General features: G+C 68.3%; 16 protein-coding genes. 9 read left to right on the top strand and 7 right to left on the bottom strand.

Features of this window, described 5'->3' with window-relative positions; genetic code table 11:
* Positions 1 to 43: 43 nt before the first annotated feature.
* Positions 44 to 412, bottom strand: coding sequence for a DUF3099 domain-containing protein (locus RZ1_RS25800; RefSeq protein ID WP_072815474.1), 369 nt, complete (start codon positions 410 to 412; stop codon positions 44 to 46).
* A gap of 58 nt (positions 413 to 470) precedes the next feature.
* Between RZ1_RS25800 and RZ1_RS25795 the strand changes: the two genes are divergently transcribed.
* Positions 471 to 713 (top strand): DUF3039 domain-containing protein, encoded by a 243-nt coding sequence (locus RZ1_RS25795; RefSeq protein WP_072815488.1) that lies wholly within the window; start codon positions 471 to 473, stop codon positions 711 to 713.
* Here RZ1_RS25795 and RZ1_RS25790 read toward each other — a convergent pair.
* Positions 680 to 1,864 (bottom strand): YihY/virulence factor BrkB family protein, encoded by a 1,185-nt coding sequence (locus RZ1_RS25790; protein ID WP_138996917.1) that lies wholly within the window; start codon positions 1,862 to 1,864, stop codon positions 680 to 682. The genes RZ1_RS25795 and RZ1_RS25790 overlap by 34 nt on opposite strands.
* A gap of 299 nt (positions 1,865 to 2,163) precedes the next feature.
* Between RZ1_RS25790 and RZ1_RS25785 the strand changes: the two genes are divergently transcribed.
* Positions 2,164 to 3,888, top strand: a complete 1,725-nt coding sequence (locus tag RZ1_RS25785) for a DEAD/DEAH box helicase (protein WP_072815472.1) — start codon at positions 2,164 to 2,166, stop codon at positions 3,886 to 3,888.
* 121 nt (positions 3,889 to 4,009) lie between these two features.
* Here the strand turns inward: RZ1_RS25785 and RZ1_RS25780 are convergent, their stop codons facing one another.
* A complete protein-coding gene (locus tag RZ1_RS25780; protein WP_072815471.1) occupies positions 4,010 to 4,210 on the bottom strand; it encodes a DUF7455 domain-containing protein in 201 nt (66 codons plus the stop codon).
* A 219-nt stretch (positions 4,211 to 4,429) separates the two neighbouring features.
* Between RZ1_RS25780 and RZ1_RS25775 the strand changes: the two genes are divergently transcribed.
* The 3 genes from RZ1_RS25775 (at position 4,430) to RZ1_RS25765 (ending at position 6,586) form a co-directional block, all read left to right on the top strand.
* Positions 4,430 to 4,774, top strand: coding sequence for a DUF952 domain-containing protein (locus RZ1_RS25775; protein WP_072815470.1), 345 nt, complete (start codon positions 4,430 to 4,432; stop codon positions 4,772 to 4,774).
* 108 nt (positions 4,775 to 4,882) lie between these two features.
* The gene (locus RZ1_RS25770) at positions 4,883 to 5,365 is read left to right on the top strand and encodes a cation:proton antiporter regulatory subunit (RefSeq protein ID WP_072815469.1); all 483 of its coding nucleotides are present in this window, start codon (positions 4,883 to 4,885) and stop codon (positions 5,363 to 5,365) included.
* A 9-nt stretch (positions 5,366 to 5,374) separates the two neighbouring features.
* Positions 5,375 to 6,586, top strand: coding sequence for a cation:proton antiporter (locus tag RZ1_RS25765; RefSeq protein ID WP_072815468.1), 1,212 nt, complete (start codon positions 5,375 to 5,377; stop codon positions 6,584 to 6,586).
* 63 nt (positions 6,587 to 6,649) lie between these two features.
* Here the strand turns inward: RZ1_RS25765 and RZ1_RS25760 are convergent, their stop codons facing one another.
* Together RZ1_RS25760 and ppgK are read right to left on the bottom strand one after the other, a co-directional pair.
* Positions 6,650 to 8,029: an RNA polymerase sigma factor gene (locus RZ1_RS25760; protein WP_072815467.1), complete on the bottom strand. Its 1,380-nt coding sequence runs from the start codon at positions 8,027 to 8,029 to the stop codon at positions 6,650 to 6,652.
* Positions 8,030 to 8,164: 135 nt separating this feature from the next.
* Entirely contained in the window at positions 8,165 to 8,941 is a 777-nt protein-coding gene (gene ppgK, locus RZ1_RS25755) for a polyphosphate--glucose phosphotransferase (protein WP_072815466.1), read from the bottom strand.
* A 141-nt stretch (positions 8,942 to 9,082) separates the two neighbouring features.
* Between ppgK and RZ1_RS25750 the strand changes: the two genes are divergently transcribed.
* Positions 9,083 to 9,979 (top strand): inositol monophosphatase family protein, encoded by an 897-nt coding sequence (locus tag RZ1_RS25750; RefSeq protein ID WP_139281979.1) that lies wholly within the window; start codon positions 9,083 to 9,085, stop codon positions 9,977 to 9,979.
* A 3-nt stretch (positions 9,980 to 9,982) separates the two neighbouring features.
* Here the strand turns inward: RZ1_RS25750 and cei are convergent, their stop codons facing one another.
* The gene (cei, locus tag RZ1_RS25745) at positions 9,983 to 10,666 is read right to left on the bottom strand and encodes an envelope integrity protein Cei (RefSeq protein WP_072815465.1); all 684 of its coding nucleotides are present in this window, start codon (positions 10,664 to 10,666) and stop codon (positions 9,983 to 9,985) included.
* A 366-nt stretch (positions 10,667 to 11,032) separates the two neighbouring features.
* Here cei and RZ1_RS25740 point away from each other — a divergent pair, with 366 nt between their 5' ends.
* Positions 11,033 to 11,335: a DUF4193 domain-containing protein gene (locus RZ1_RS25740; protein WP_068162126.1), complete on the top strand. Its 303-nt coding sequence runs from the start codon at positions 11,033 to 11,035 to the stop codon at positions 11,333 to 11,335.
* A 60-nt stretch (positions 11,336 to 11,395) separates the two neighbouring features.
* Here RZ1_RS25740 and RZ1_RS25735 read toward each other — a convergent pair whose 3' ends face one another.
* A complete protein-coding gene (locus RZ1_RS25735; RefSeq protein WP_238071803.1) occupies positions 11,396 to 11,899 on the bottom strand; it encodes a DUF3093 domain-containing protein in 504 nt (167 codons plus the stop codon).
* A 41-nt stretch (positions 11,900 to 11,940) separates the two neighbouring features.
* Here RZ1_RS25735 and dut point away from each other — a divergent pair, with 41 nt between their 5' ends.
* The gene (dut, locus tag RZ1_RS25730; RefSeq protein WP_072815463.1) at positions 11,941 to 12,411 is read left to right on the top strand and encodes a dUTP diphosphatase; all 471 of its coding nucleotides are present in this window, start codon (positions 11,941 to 11,943) and stop codon (positions 12,409 to 12,411) included.
* A gap of 1 nt (position 12,412) precedes the next feature.
* Positions 12,413 to 13,273 carry a DUF3710 domain-containing protein gene (locus tag RZ1_RS25725; protein ID WP_072815462.1) on the top strand — a complete coding sequence of 287 codons (861 nt, stop codon included), beginning with the start codon at positions 12,413 to 12,415 and terminating at the stop codon, positions 13,271 to 13,273.
* The last annotated feature ends 19 nt before the right edge of the window (positions 13,274 to 13,292 follow it).

Genomic DNA, 13,292 nt, shown 5'->3' with positions numbered 1-13,292 from the left:
TTCTCGCAGCCCACGGGCGGGCCGACGGCGGCGAGGTCGTCCGTCAACCGTCGATGACGTGCGGTTTGGAGGCCTCGAGCGCCTGTGTCGCGGCAATGTCCGCGCGCCGGCCGTCCCAGCGGCTCGGCTCGTCCTTGGAACGGGGCGGCCGGTCGTTGGCTATGAGCACAGCGATCCACGGGAGCGGAATGGACGCCCCGATGATCGCCATCGAGATCCACGGGTTCTCGAACGCACCGTAGGCCAGCGCCGCCACGATCAGCGCCGGGATACGGAATGCCATGATTGTCAAGTACTTGCGGACCCGTGCCCGGTGCTGGTCCTCGAGAGACGTGGCGGCCTCGGTGATCAGAACCGGGTTGTCGGGCGATCCGCTCTCGGGGGATCCACCGAAACCTGAAGTTCTCGCCATGCTCCTACTGTCCCACTCCGGCGTTTCGAATGCACACGCGGTGCGGCATCATGGAACGGTGAGCACCCAGATCAAGGAACGGCCCGACACCACAACCGACGAGTCGACCGATGACGACACCCCGAAATTCTTCCACTATGTGAAGAAGAACAAGATCGCCGAGAGCGCGGTCATGGGTACCCACGTCGTCGCACTGTGTGGCGAAGTGTTCCCGGTCACGCGGTCCCCGAAGCCCGGCTCGCCCGTCTGCCCGGAATGCAAGAAGGTCTACGACGGCCTTCGTAAGGGCGACGGCGACTGAGACGGCGACCCGGAAGACCGAGCCTGGGGAGTCCCGGCCCGGATGATCGGGTCGGGACTCGGTGACTCTCCCGCGGCCTGGTCGGCAGTCTTCTGCGGCCCGGGCGTGTCCGCAGGGAGATTCTCCGGCCGCGTCTCCTGCGCCTCCGGCGTGCCGTCGATCGGGCACGATTCCGGTTCCCGATCGCCCGGACGGATCAGATCCGTCAGTCGCACCGGACTCGTCGTCAGCCGCCGGGTGAGGTTCGTCACCGGCCCCAGGTCCGGCGACGGCTGCTGCGCGGCCTGCTCGGCCAGCCATTCTCGCCACTGCTCGAGCCGGGTCGCCCGCGCGGGCCAGAACTCCTGCACGGTCGCATTGAACTCGGCGCCGAGCACCACGGCAAAGCCGAGGAAGAACGTGAACAGCAGGAAAGCGATGGGCGTGGCGAGCGCGCCGTAGGTGTAGCCGGTGCCGGCCAGCCAGCTCAGGTACCAGCGCAGGCCCTCGCTGGCGGCGAGGAAGAACGCCCCCGCGACAACGGCGCCGCCCAGCAGTCGGTGCCACGGCAGCGACTTGGGCAGCGCCACCTTGTAAAGCGTGGTCAGGCCGACCAGCAGGAGCAGCCCCACCGCCGGGTAGTAGAACGTGTCGACGATCCGGGACCCGAGGTCGTACCAGGACGCGGGCAGCGCCCGGCCGATCAGATTCGGCCCGAGAGCGACCAGCGGCAGTGTGAACACTGCGAGGATGAGAAACATCACGTACAGCAGCAGCGCGAAGAAGCGCTGCCACACGGGGTGACGATGCTCCTGCTGGCCGTGGGCCTCGACGATCGAATCGACGAAGGTGGAGATCGCGGACGAGCCCGCCCACAGCGACAACAGGAAGCCCAGCGACATCAGCGCGGGACGTCCGCGGCCCAGCACGTCGGTGGCGGTCGGGCTGATGATGCCGTCGACGACGTTCTCGCTGAAGATGGTCCGGCTGAAGGTGATGGTCTTGGACAGGATGATGTCGACGGTGTCGGGTCCGAACCATCCGCCCACGTAGCCGAGGCTTCCGATCAGTCCGAGCACCAGCGGTGGCAGCGACAACGTCTGCCAGAAGGCGGCGGTCGCCGCCTTGCTGAAGATCGAGTCGTCCCACGCCTTGGTCGCCGTTCGACCCATCACCCGCAGCGCGGCCCGCACCGGCCGCGGGACGCGTCGGTGAACAGTTCGCGGTGCGGGGGATCGGGATGGCTCGCTCATGTACTTCCAGCATTCCTGACGACGCGCGAGGACGTGCAGGCGCGGTCGATGTGTGCGCGTCGAATTCTGCCACGATCGCGCGCGAAACCTCGGCGGCCGGGCGGTTCGCGGCAGGGAACGGTCGCAGGAGACGATAGGCTGCCCCACGGTCGGCGGAAGGTCGGGACGACGCAGCGGCAGCCGACCGATCGTGAGCGGAGAAGGAGCACAAGCAACCGGTGAGCACCGAAACCGTAGGCACGACCACCACTTCCGCCCCTGCGGGGCAATTGCGCGCCTGGCAGCGGCGCGCCCTGACCAAGTACCTGGCGACCGGCCCGAGGGACTTCCTCGCGGTCGCGACGCCCGGCGCGGGCAAGACGACGTTTGCGCTGCGTGTCGCCGCCGAGTTGCTGCGGGACCGCACCGTCGACCAGATCACCGTCGTTGCACCCACCGAGCACCTCAAGCACCAGTGGGCGGCCTCGGCGGCGCGCAGCGGCATCGCCCTCGATTCGAACTTCACGAATTCGACAGGGCAGACGTCGAGTGACTACCAGGGCGTCGTGGTCACCTACGCGCAGGTGGCGTCACACCCGTTCAAACACCGGGTTCGCACCGAAGCGCGCCGGACGCTGGTGATCCTCGACGAGATCCACCACGGCGGCGACGCGAAGAGCTGGGGCGAAGGCATCCTCGAGGCGTTCGGTGACGCGACCCGGCGCCTCGCCCTCACGGGAACACCGTTCCGCAGCGACGACAGCGCCATCCCGTTCGTGACGTACGAGCCGAACGACGAGGGACTCATGCAGTCCAAGGCGGACCACTCGTACGGGTATTCCGACGCGCTCGCCGACGGCGTCGTCCGACCGGTCGTGTTCCTCGCGTACTCGGGTGAGGCACGGTGGCGCACGAGCGCGGGGGAGGAGTTCACCGCGCGACTCGGGGAGCCGCTCAGCGCAGAGCAGACGGCGCGGGCGTGGCGCACCGCCCTCGATCCCGACGGCGACTGGATTCCCGCCGTCCTCGGCGCCGCGAACACGCGGCTCGAGCAGCTGCGCGCGGGCGGAATGCCCGATGCCGGGGGCCTCGTGATCGCGACCGACCAGACGGTGGCGCGTGCGTACGCGAAGATCCTCGAACGGCTCACCGGCGAGATGCCCGCCGTCGTGCTGTCCGACGACCCGACCGCCTCCGATCGCATCTCCCGGTTCAGCGACGGGGGCCAGCGCTGGATGGTCGCGGTGCGGATGGTGTCCGAAGGCGTCGACGTGCCGCGACTCGCCGTCGGTGTGTACGCGACGAGCGCGTCGACTCCGTTGTTCTTCGCACAGGCCATCGGCCGTTTCGTGCGGTCGCGACGCAAGGGGGAAACGGCCAGCGTGTTCCTGCCGTCGGTGCCGGTGCTCCTCGATCTGGCGGCCCAGCTCGAGGCTCAACGCGACCATGTGCTCGGCAAACCGCACCGGGAGAAGGAGGGCTTCGACGACGAACTGCTCGCCGACGCGAACCGGCGCAAGGACGAGCCGGGCGAGGAGGAGAAGGCCTTCACGTCCCTCGGCGCGGACGCCGAACTCGACCAGGTGATCTACGACGGTTCCTCGTTCGGAACGGCCACGTTCTCCGGCAGCGACGAAGAGGCCGACTACCTCGGCCTGCCCGGACTGCTCGACGCCGATCAGATGCGCGCACTGCTACGGCAGCGGCAGGAGGAGCAGCTCAGCAAGCCGCGGGAGGCAGCCCCGGAACCCCCACCGCAAGTCGTCGAGCGGGTCGCGACCGCCGACACCCTCGCCCAGTTACGCCGGGATCTGAACTCCCTCGTGGCGGTCGTGCACCATCGGACCCGCAAGCCTCACGGGGTCATCCACGGTGAGCTGCGTCGGCAGTGCGGAGGCCCGCCGACCGCACTGGCGACGGCCGAGCAGTTGCGTGACCGCATCGCGGTGCTGCGAAGCTGGTGATCGGGCTGTGCTGTGGTCGCCACGAACGTGCCGCGAACGCCACGAACGAGGAAACGGGCGCCCACGGTGTGGGCGCCCGTTTCGGGTCGGGTCTGGAAGCCGTGCGGCTCCGGACGGCGGATCAGATGGTGGCGGTGGCGTCGTCCTCGGTGACGATCGTGGCGCCCATCTCGCGGAGCCGGTCGGTGTGTTCCTTGGCGTGGTGGCCGCAGAACAACAGCTCACCACCGGTGGCCAGAACGGCGCGGACGCGAGCGGCGGCACTGCACCGGTCGCACCGGTCTGTAGCGGTCAACTTCGGGCTGGTCAAGGTACCGGGCATGACTCCTCCAAACTGGCCACCACCACATCGGTCGCCTGGGGTCTGGTCCGCCGCGCCGGGGATGGCGCGGTAGATCTACTCTGACAGACGTTGCGCGTTCATGTGTTGTTCCCGTCCGCGGTGGATCGTGGCGTGTTTCACGTGGACGCCCCGGAAAGCCCAGGACGTGGACATATGCCGGGTGTTTGTTCGCTCACAGCGCAGCGTAGAGGAGGGTCGGTGACAGGGAATCTGCTGCACATCTGCGGCCGGGACGACTGGGCGGCGGCACAGCAGGACGGGAGAGTGGCACCGGATTCGCTGGACACGGTGGGCTTCGTGCACCTGTCCACGCCGGCGCAGGTACACCTACCGGCGAACCGGTTGTTCGCCGGGCGACGCGACCTGGTCCTCCTCCATGTCGCACCCGAACGGCTGTCCGATCTGGTGCGATACGAACCCGGGGTGCCGGACGATCCGGAATCGATGCGGTTCCCGCATCTGTACGGACCGCTTCCGGTCGGCGCGGTCGTGGACGTGACCCCGTACGAGCCGGGTCCGGACGGCCGGTTCGCGGCCCGGTGAATCGGCGAGCCGTCCCTCGAAGTCACCCGCGCCACCGAAGAATCAGGCAATTCGGGCAGGGGTGAACCCTGGCTGTCGCCGGTCGCCGAGCAGTCCTACTCTTGCGGGATGAACGTCGACGTGACGCCGCTTCCGGGGATCGGGGTACGTAAGGATTTCGAGCTGGCGTCGGGGCGCCGGATCGGGGTCATCACCCACCGCGACGGCCATTCCGACCTGATCATCTCCAAGGCCGACGACCCCGACGCGTGTGCCGCCTCCCTTCCACTGACCATCGAGGAGGCGGCGACGCTGAGCAACCTGCTCGGGGCGCCGCAGCTCGTCGCTCAGCTCCAGGAGGACCACCGGGACCTTCCCGGGATCATCACGCGCCAGCTCCATGTCCACGAAGGCTCGCGCTTCGACGGCGGCGTACTCGGCGACACCGCGCTGCGTACCCGGACCGGTGTCTCCGTCGTCGCGGTGATGCGCGCAGGGCAGGTCGCACCATCCCCGAAACCTGACTATGTCCTCACCGGAGGAGACATCCTCGTCGCAGTCGGCACCGCCGACGGTCTCGACGCCGCAGCCAAGATCCTGCGGAACGGCTGATCCGCACGCATGAATTCGACCACTCTCGCGCTCATCGAACTGGGTGCGGTCTTCTTCGCGCTCGGCGTCCTGGGGCGTGTCGCCGCCAGGTTCGGCATGTCGCCGATCCCGTTCTATCTCATCGGTGGGCTGTGCTTCGGTAACGGCGGATTCATCCAACTCGGCGACATCAGCGAGTTCAGCCACCTCGCCAGCGAGATCGGCGTGGTGCTGCTGTTGCTCCTGCTGGGACTCGAGTACACCGCCAGCGAGTTGGTCACCGGCCTTCGTCGCTCGCGTACCGCCGGAATCATCGACCTCCTCCTCAACGCGACACCGGGCGCGATATTCGCACTGATGCTCGGACTAGGCCCGATCGGCGCATTCGTGCTCGCCGGCGTCACCTACATCTCCTCGTCCGGGATCATCGCCAAGGTCCTGGGCGACCTCGGCCGGCTGGGTAACCGGGAAACCCCGATCGTGCTGTCGATCCTCGTCTTCGAGGATCTCGCCATGGCCGTGTACCTGCCGATCCTCACCGCAATCCTCGCCGGCGTGAGCCTGCTCGGCGGCCTCGAGGCCGTCGCGATCGCGCTCGGTCTGGTCACCATCGTGCTCGTACTGGTCCTGAAGTACGGCCGCTACGTCTCGCTCGTTCTCGACAGCCCTGACCGGGAATCGTTGCTGCTGAAGTTGCTGGGTGCCGCGCTGCTGGTCGCAGGCATCGCGTCTGCTCTGCAGGTGTCGGCGGCGGTCGGCGCATTCCTGCTGGGGATCGCGATCTCGGGTTCGACCGCGCACGACGCGTCGCGGGTCCTCGAGCCGCTGCGTGATCTGTTCGCCGCGATCTTCTTCGTCTTCTTCGGTCTCAACACCGATCCGACGGCGATCCCGCCGGTGCTCGGGTGGGCGGTTCTGCTGGCTGTCGTCACGTCGCTGACGAAGCTCGCGACCGGGTGGATCGCCGCGCGGCAGCATGGAATCGGCGTCATGGGCCGTGCCCGCGCGGGGGCCGCGCTCATCGCGCGCGGCGAGTTCTCCATTGTGATCGCGGGCCTCGCCGTCGCGTCCGGTCACGTCGACAGCAAACTTGCCGCGATCGCCTCCGCGTACGTGATGATCACCGCGGTGCTCGGTCCGATCGCGGCGCGTGTCGTGGAACCCGCGACGAGGGTCCTGACGAGTCGCAGGTCCGGGCAGGAGACCGTCAAGTCACCGGGCGCAGAACCGGACCTCCTCTGACCACCTCGGAATGCAATCAGGGCCCCCTCCCGGGGGCCCTGATTGCATCGAAAGCGGGATCTTCTAGTCGAGGTAGTCGCGCAGCACCTGCGAGCGGGACGGGTGCCGGAGTTTCGACATCGTCTTCGACTCGATCTGGCGGATACGTTCACGCGTGACGCCGTAGACCTGGCCGATCTCGTCGAGCGTGCGGGGCTGACCGTCGGTGAGGCCGAACCGCAGCCGAACGACACCGGCCTCGCGTTCGGACAGTGTCTCGAGCACCGACTGCAGCTGATCCTGCAGCAGCGTGAAGGACACGGCATCGACCGCCACGACGGCCTCGGAGTCCTCGATGAAGTCGCCGAGTTGGCTGTCGCCCTCGTCACCGATCGTCTGGTCGAGCGAGATGGGTTCACGCGCGTACTGCTGGATCTCCAGCACCTTCTCCGGCGTGATGTCCATTTCCTTGGCGAGCTCCTCCGGCGTGGGTTCACGACCCAGATCCTGGAGCAACTCACGTTGGATACGACCGAGCTTGTTGATGACCTCGACCATGTGCACCGGGATACGGATGGTGCGGGCCTGGTCTGCCATCGCCCGGGTGATGGCCTGGCGGATCCACCACGTCGCGTACGTGGAGAACTTGTAGCCCTTCGTGTAGTCGAACTTCTCGACTGCACGGATCAGACCGAGGTTGCCTTCCTGGATGAGGTCCAGGAACGCCATTCCGCGGCCGGTGTAGCGCTTCGCGAGCGAAACGACCAGGCGCAGGTTCGCCTCGAGCAGATGGTTCTTCGCGCGGTTGCCGTCGCGGCAGATCCAGTTCATGTCGCGGCGCTGAGCCACCGGCAGCTTCTCGCCCTTCGCGGCGAATTCCTGCATCCGGTAGGTCGCGTACAGGCCCGCCTCGATGCGCTTGGCGAGCTCGACCTCCTCCTCGGCGTTGAGCAGCGCGACCTTGCCGATCTGCTTGAGATAGGCGCGAACCGAATCGGCGGACGCGGTGAGCTCGGCATCCTTGCGGGCCTGCCGCAGGGCCTCGGACTCCTCCTCGTCCCACACGAAGTCGCCGGACGCCTTGTCCTTTTCGCTGGGTTCGTCGGCCGCGGCCTCGGTGTCCTCGTCCTCGACCACGATCTCCTCGGCGCCCGCGAGGTCGTCCTCGCCGATGTCGAGATCTTCGAGCTGGGCGTCGTCGCCGTCGAAGTCCTCTTCGCCGGCACCCTTCGTCGCCTTCTTCGTAGCGGCCTTCTTCGCGGTGGTCTTCTTCGCGGCCTTCTTCGCGGGGGCCTTCTTGGCGGCGGCCTTCTTCGCCGGGGCCTTCTTGGCGGCGGCCTTCTTCGCCGGCCGCTTCGTGGTGGGTGCGGTACCGGTCGCAGGGTCCGCGGCGGCGCCCGCGGCGTCCGCGACGGGTGCCGATTCGGTGGGGGAATCAGCGGTGTGGATGTCGGTGGCTGCCACGTACGCCCTTTCGTGACGAGGTAGTGCGGCGTCGCGCCAGAGTGGCTCCGGCGGAGAGGTCTGTCGGGATCGGACCGGGTTCACGGCCGGTTGTGCACCATTGTAACGATCGCCGTGACGGTCGATGTGCCGGACTCAGGGAGTGAGTGCTGTTTCTGCAGCGTATGCAGCCCCGACGATGCCCGCGGTGTTGCGCAGTTCGGCCGGAACGACAGGCGTGGTGTTCGTCAGCATCGGAATCCACTTGTCGCTCTTGCGGCTGATCCCACCTCCGGCGACGAACAGATCCGGCCACAACAGTGCCTCGAAGCGCGACAGCACCCGGGAAACCTCGTCGGCCCATCGCTTGTAGGACCAGTCCCGGTCCTCCTTGACCTTCGACGAGGCGCGGTGCTCGGCTTCCTTCCCGTCCACCTCCATGTGGCCGAACTCGGTGTTCGGGAGCAGCACTCCGTTGTTCAGCACCGCCGAACCGATACCCGTACCGAAGGTCAGCAGGACGACGACACCACGCACGTTGCTCGCGGCCCCGAACCGGTCCTCGGCTACGCCGGCGGCGTCCGCGTCGTTGAGGACCGTCACCTCGCGCCCTCCGAGTGCCTCCGAGAACAGTGCGCGCGCGTCGGTCCCGATCCAGGACCGGTCGATGTTCGCGGCCGTCCGGGCGATGCCGCCGGTCACCACACTCGGCAGGGTCAGACCGACGGGACCCGTCCACCCGGCCTGGGCGACGATCTGCGCGGCCGTGTCGGCGACGGCCGCGGGCGTCGACGGTTGCGGCGTGAGGATCTTGATGCGTTCACCCACCAACTGCCCGGTGGACAGGTCGACGACGCCGCCCTTGACGCCGCTTCCCCCGATATCGATGCCGAAACCGAGAGTCGCCGAATCGGTGCGGGTTTCCTGCGTCATCTCGTGCCTTCCTGTCGTCGGTGGAGGTGCCCGCGGCGCCGGAGGGCAGATCGGATCGGGCGGCGCTCGTGCCGTCACACTAGTGCGAACCGGGCCAGGGCGTGGGTGGTGCGCGGGTACGGCGTGTGTTCCGATGGGCGGGTGAGCAAATTCCAGGGACTCGATGCCCTCCAGGGACTCGACGCCGTCGCCTCGGCCGATCCATCTACGCTCCGCGCGGTGGCGGTGGCAGTGGCCGGGGAAGCCGCCGATCATGTCCGCGCCCGCCGGCGCGAACTGTTCGGGGCGGACCCCGCAGCCCAGGTGGGGGCGGTCCGTACCAAGTCGACCGACACCGATCCCGTCACGGTCGCCGATACCGAGAGCGAGGATCTGATCCGCCGCCGGCTGACGCACCTGCGTCCGGGCGACGGATTCCTGGGTGAGGAACGCGGTGGCGATTCTGCGGGGGGTGAGCACCGCGTGCGGTGGGTCGTCGACCCCATCGACGGCACGGTCAACTTCGTGTACGGCATTCCGGCGTTCGCGGTGTCGGTGGCCGCGCAGGTCGACGGGCGTTCGCTCGCCGGGGCCGTCGTCGACGTGACCACCGGCGACACGTACTCGGCGGCGGTGGACGAGGGAGCCACGCTGACCACCGCGGACGGTGCTGTCGCGATCCTGCGTTGCACTCCGGTCACCGACGTGGGCCTGGCCCTCGTCGCGACCGGCTTCTCGTACGACGCCGGCCGACGAGCCCGCCAGGGCCGGCTCGTCGCCGAGTTGTTGCCGAGGGTCCGTGACATCCGGCGGATCGGTGCCGCCGCGCTGGATCTGTGCATGGTCGCGGCGGGCCGACTCGATGCCCACTACGAGCACGGGCTGAACCCGTGGGACTGGGCGGCCGGTGCGCTGATCGCCGCGGAGGCGGGAGCGTCGGTGCGGCTGCCCACCGGATTCGGTGCCGACGGCGAACTCACCGTGGCGGTTGCTCCGGGTATCGCCGGGGAGTTCCAGGCCCTGTTGACCGCGCTCGGAGCCGACGCGCCGATCGCGTAGCGCTCAGCAGCGCGCGGTGCGTGCAGCGGCGAGCAGATCGATGTCCAAGGGCGCGGTCTGCCCGTTGACCGGGGCCTCCCGCAGTGCCTGCAGGACCTCCTCGGCGTCGGGGTTGGGGGAGATCTCCCGCGAGTAGGTGCCCAGCGCCAGATCGACGGTGTCGTCGGTGCGCGTGTCCTGGATCAGTTCGGCACACGGCGCGACCAGCCAGACGGTGCTCGCGGCGGCCAGCCCACCGGGACCGAACCGGATCTGGCCGTGGCACTGCATGTTCTGATCGACGTAGACCGGGTCGTTGCCGGCCTGTACGTCGGGTGCGCTCGCGAATCCGTAGTCGCCGAGCTGCGCGGCGACGTGTGTGGCCTGACCACGCTCACCGTTGGCGTTGAACACGCGTACCCGGGTCGCGGACACCGGCGCGGGCTCTACATCGAGCAGTGTCGAACGGCTCACTGTCTCACCGAGGGGTGCCGGCTCGGGTCCGCCCGGTTCGGTTGCCGCGGTCGGCGGGGCGTTGCACGCGACGGTGGTGGCGACCGGTTCCGACGACGTGAACACCGACACCCAGACCACGATCATGATCGTCGACAGGATCGCGAACAGGACGACGACGGGGGTCTTGCGTCGCCGGACGAACGGCCGGCCGCGTTTGTCCGCTGCGCTGCCCTCGGTGATCAGGGAAACCACGCCGCCTGCCTCTCGTCGTGTCGGTATGGGGTGCGGACATCACTGTAGAGGTCGCGCCTGCGGGTCGGGTGGAGGTGGTAGGCGGCAGGAATGTCTCGAGTTGCTGTGTTGTTGGTGACAATTGATCGTCAATTCGCATACACACGCGAAACGGTTGAGAAATTCGCTCCCGCGTCGGCTATTGTTCGGCGGCCCGGTCGTCGAGGGAGGCGGCCACAAGGGTTCGGAAACGGAAGCCCCGGGTATGTCCGAGACCGGGACACCACCGGCGGGAACTTCCCGTGACAGTCGGGCGTTGCCCTGGCCGGAGAGCGCGAACAGGGCTCGCCGGAAGAGCATCTGCACGAGGACTAGAGGTAAGAGGAAATGGCGACTGACTACGACGCACCGAGGCGAACCGACAGCGACGAAGTGTCGGAGGATTCACTCGAGGAACTGAAGGCGCGACGCAACGAGGCGCAGTCCGCGGTCGTAGACGTCGACGAATCGGATACAGCCGAGTCGTTCGAACTGCCCGGAGCCGATCTCTCGGGTGAGGAACTGTCGGTGCGCGTCGTCCCGAAGCAGGCGGACGAGTTCACCTGCTCGAGCTGCTTCCTGGTTCACCACCGCAGCCGGCTGGCGAGCGAGGAGAACGGCGTCCTGATCTGTAGGGATTGCGCGGCCTGACGGTCGCGCCGGGGACCGCGGGAGGCACGGCCCGCGGTCGCCGGAGAGACCACGGCCGTGTCAGCTCTTCGAGGTGTCCGCACATCCCAAGGCGGCCAGCAGTTCTGCTGGCCGCCTTGTGCTGAACAGCCAATAGGGCGTCGGGTCCTCCGGGTCGTTCAGTACGACCAGTGCCATCGTCCCCACCCACGGGCGATGGGAGACGAACGCGGCCGGGTCGAGCTGCCGGCCCATTGCTGCGCTCTTCGCGCTGGCAGGGACCGCGATGCCGCGGGCGATCACGCCGACCGGCAGGTGAGCGCGGTCGACGACGAGCTCGCCGTCGACCACCCGGATCTCCTTCCGGGACAGCCACCACAGGACCCACACCGGAATGAGCAGCAGGACCACGTAGGGCAGCCAGTCGGGCAGGGCTCGCGCCGCCATGTTCAGCTCGGCAGCGACCAACGCGGCAACGCCGAAGCCCACGGGCCACCACCACAGAGGCACCCACAGACGTTCGGAATAGGTCGGGGAACCGGTCACGCTGTCGGCGGCGGCTCCGGGACGAGATGATTCAGACACGTCGTTCAGAGTAGTCGCCTGCACGGGTACTCTCGGTCCACGTGACCGACCTACCAGCCGTCCCGCTTCGTCGACTCGACCCCGGGATCCCCGTGCTGCGTCGGGCCCACGCCGGTGACGCCGGCGTCGACCTGTGCACCACGTCCGACGTGACCATCGAACCGGGCAGGCGGGTGCTGGTGGGAACCGGCATCGCGGTGGCGCTGCCGATCGGGACGGTCGGGCTGATCCACCCGCGATCCGGGCTTGCTGCGAAATTCGGCCTGTCCGTCGTGAACACACCCGGCACCGTCGACGCCGGATATCGGGGCGAGATCAAGGTCTGCCTGATCAACCACGATCCCGAACAGCCGATCGAGCTGCGACGCGGTGACCGGATCGCGCAACTCGTCGTCCAGAAGGTCGAACTCGTGGACTTCGTGGAGGTCGACGAACTCGACGACACGACCCGCGGTGCGGGTGGATACGGATCGAGCGGCGGGCACGCCGGCCTCGTCAAGGAAGGTTTGTGACATGTTCGGACGCCGCAGGAAGAACCGCGCCGAGTCCGCATACGACGACGCCACATACGACGACGCCGCATACGAGGAATACGACGACGCGGCCGCCGGTGACAGCCCCGCACCGGGAACGGGTCCGTTCGACATCGACGACATCGGCGACGACGCGATCGGCACGACCCGGCTCGACCTCGGTTCGGTCCTCGTTCCGCTCCCGCCGGGCGGTCAGATCCAGGTCGAGATGGCACAGAACGGCGCACCGCAGGCCGTGCACCTGGTAACCCAGCACGGCCGGATCACCGTGACGGCGTACGCGGCACCCAAGTCGCCCGGGCAGTGGCGCGAGGTCGCCGGTGAGCTCGCCGACACGCTGCGCAACGACAAGGCCACGGTGAGCATCGAGGACGGGCCGTGGGGTCGCGAACTGCACGGTGTCACCCCGAACGCCGACCTGCGGTTCATCGGGGTGGACGGGTACCGATGGATGATCCGCTGCGTCGCCGCGGGGCCGCCGGGTGCGGTCGTCGCGAACGCACCGCTGGTCGAGATCGCCCGCGCCGTCGTCGCCGACACGATCGTCCGCCGCGGCACCGAGCCGCACCCGGTGCGCACGCCGCTGCCGATTGTCCTTCCGCAGGCGTTGGCCGAGCAGCTTGCCGCCGCACAGCAACAGCAACAGGCTCAGCAGCAGCAACAGGCTCAGCAACAGAGGCCGATGCCGCAACAGGGGCAGATGCCGCAACAACAGGGCGGACAGCGGGCACCCGGCCGACCGCCGGGCGCCCCGGTGCCTCCGCCGCAGGTGCCCGCGCCGCAGCCGCCGCGACCTCGACGGGGCGAGTCAGGCTCGGCCATGCAACAGCTCGGCTTCTGAACCCGGCGGCGGCCGGCAC

Source organism: Rhodococcus zopfii NBRC 100606 = JCM 9919, from assembly GCF_001895025.1.
In the GTDB taxonomy this organism is placed as follows: Bacteria; Actinomycetota; Actinomycetes; order Mycobacteriales; family Mycobacteriaceae; genus Rhodococcus; species Rhodococcus zopfii.
The sequence above is the reverse complement of the archived record's forward strand: the minus strand, read 5'-3'. Positions and strand labels throughout refer to the sequence as shown.

What these genes read in the sequence shown, in the direction of transcription:
- RZ1_RS25770 (WP_072815469.1), top strand. Translation starts at nt 4,883, where the DNA reads ATGAACGTCGACGTGACGCCGCTTCCGGGGATCGGGGTACGTAAGGAT.
- RZ1_RS25765 (WP_072815468.1), top strand. Translation starts at nt 5,375, where the DNA reads ATGAATTCGACCACTCTCGCGCTCATCGAACTGGGTGCGGTCTTCTTC.
- ppgK (WP_072815466.1), bottom strand. Translation starts at nt 8,941, where the DNA reads ATGACGCAGGAAACCCGCACCGATTCGGCGACTCTCGGTTTCGGCATC.
- RZ1_RS25725 (WP_072815462.1), top strand. Translation starts at nt 12,413, where the DNA reads ATGTTCGGACGCCGCAGGAAGAACCGCGCCGAGTCCGCATACGACGAC.
- RZ1_RS25780 (WP_072815471.1), bottom strand. Translation starts at nt 4,210, where the DNA reads ATGCCCGGTACCTTGACCAGCCCGAAGTTGACCGCTACAGACCGGTGC.
- RZ1_RS25800 (WP_072815474.1), bottom strand. Translation starts at nt 412, where the DNA reads ATGGCGAGAACTTCAGGTTTCGGTGGATCCCCCGAGAGCGGATCGCCC.
- RZ1_RS25790 (WP_138996917.1), bottom strand. Translation starts at nt 1,864, where the DNA reads ATGGGTCGAACGGCGACCAAGGCGTGGGACGACTCGATCTTCAGCAAG.
- RZ1_RS25740 (WP_068162126.1), top strand. Translation starts at nt 11,033, where the DNA reads ATGGCGACTGACTACGACGCACCGAGGCGAACCGACAGCGACGAAGTG.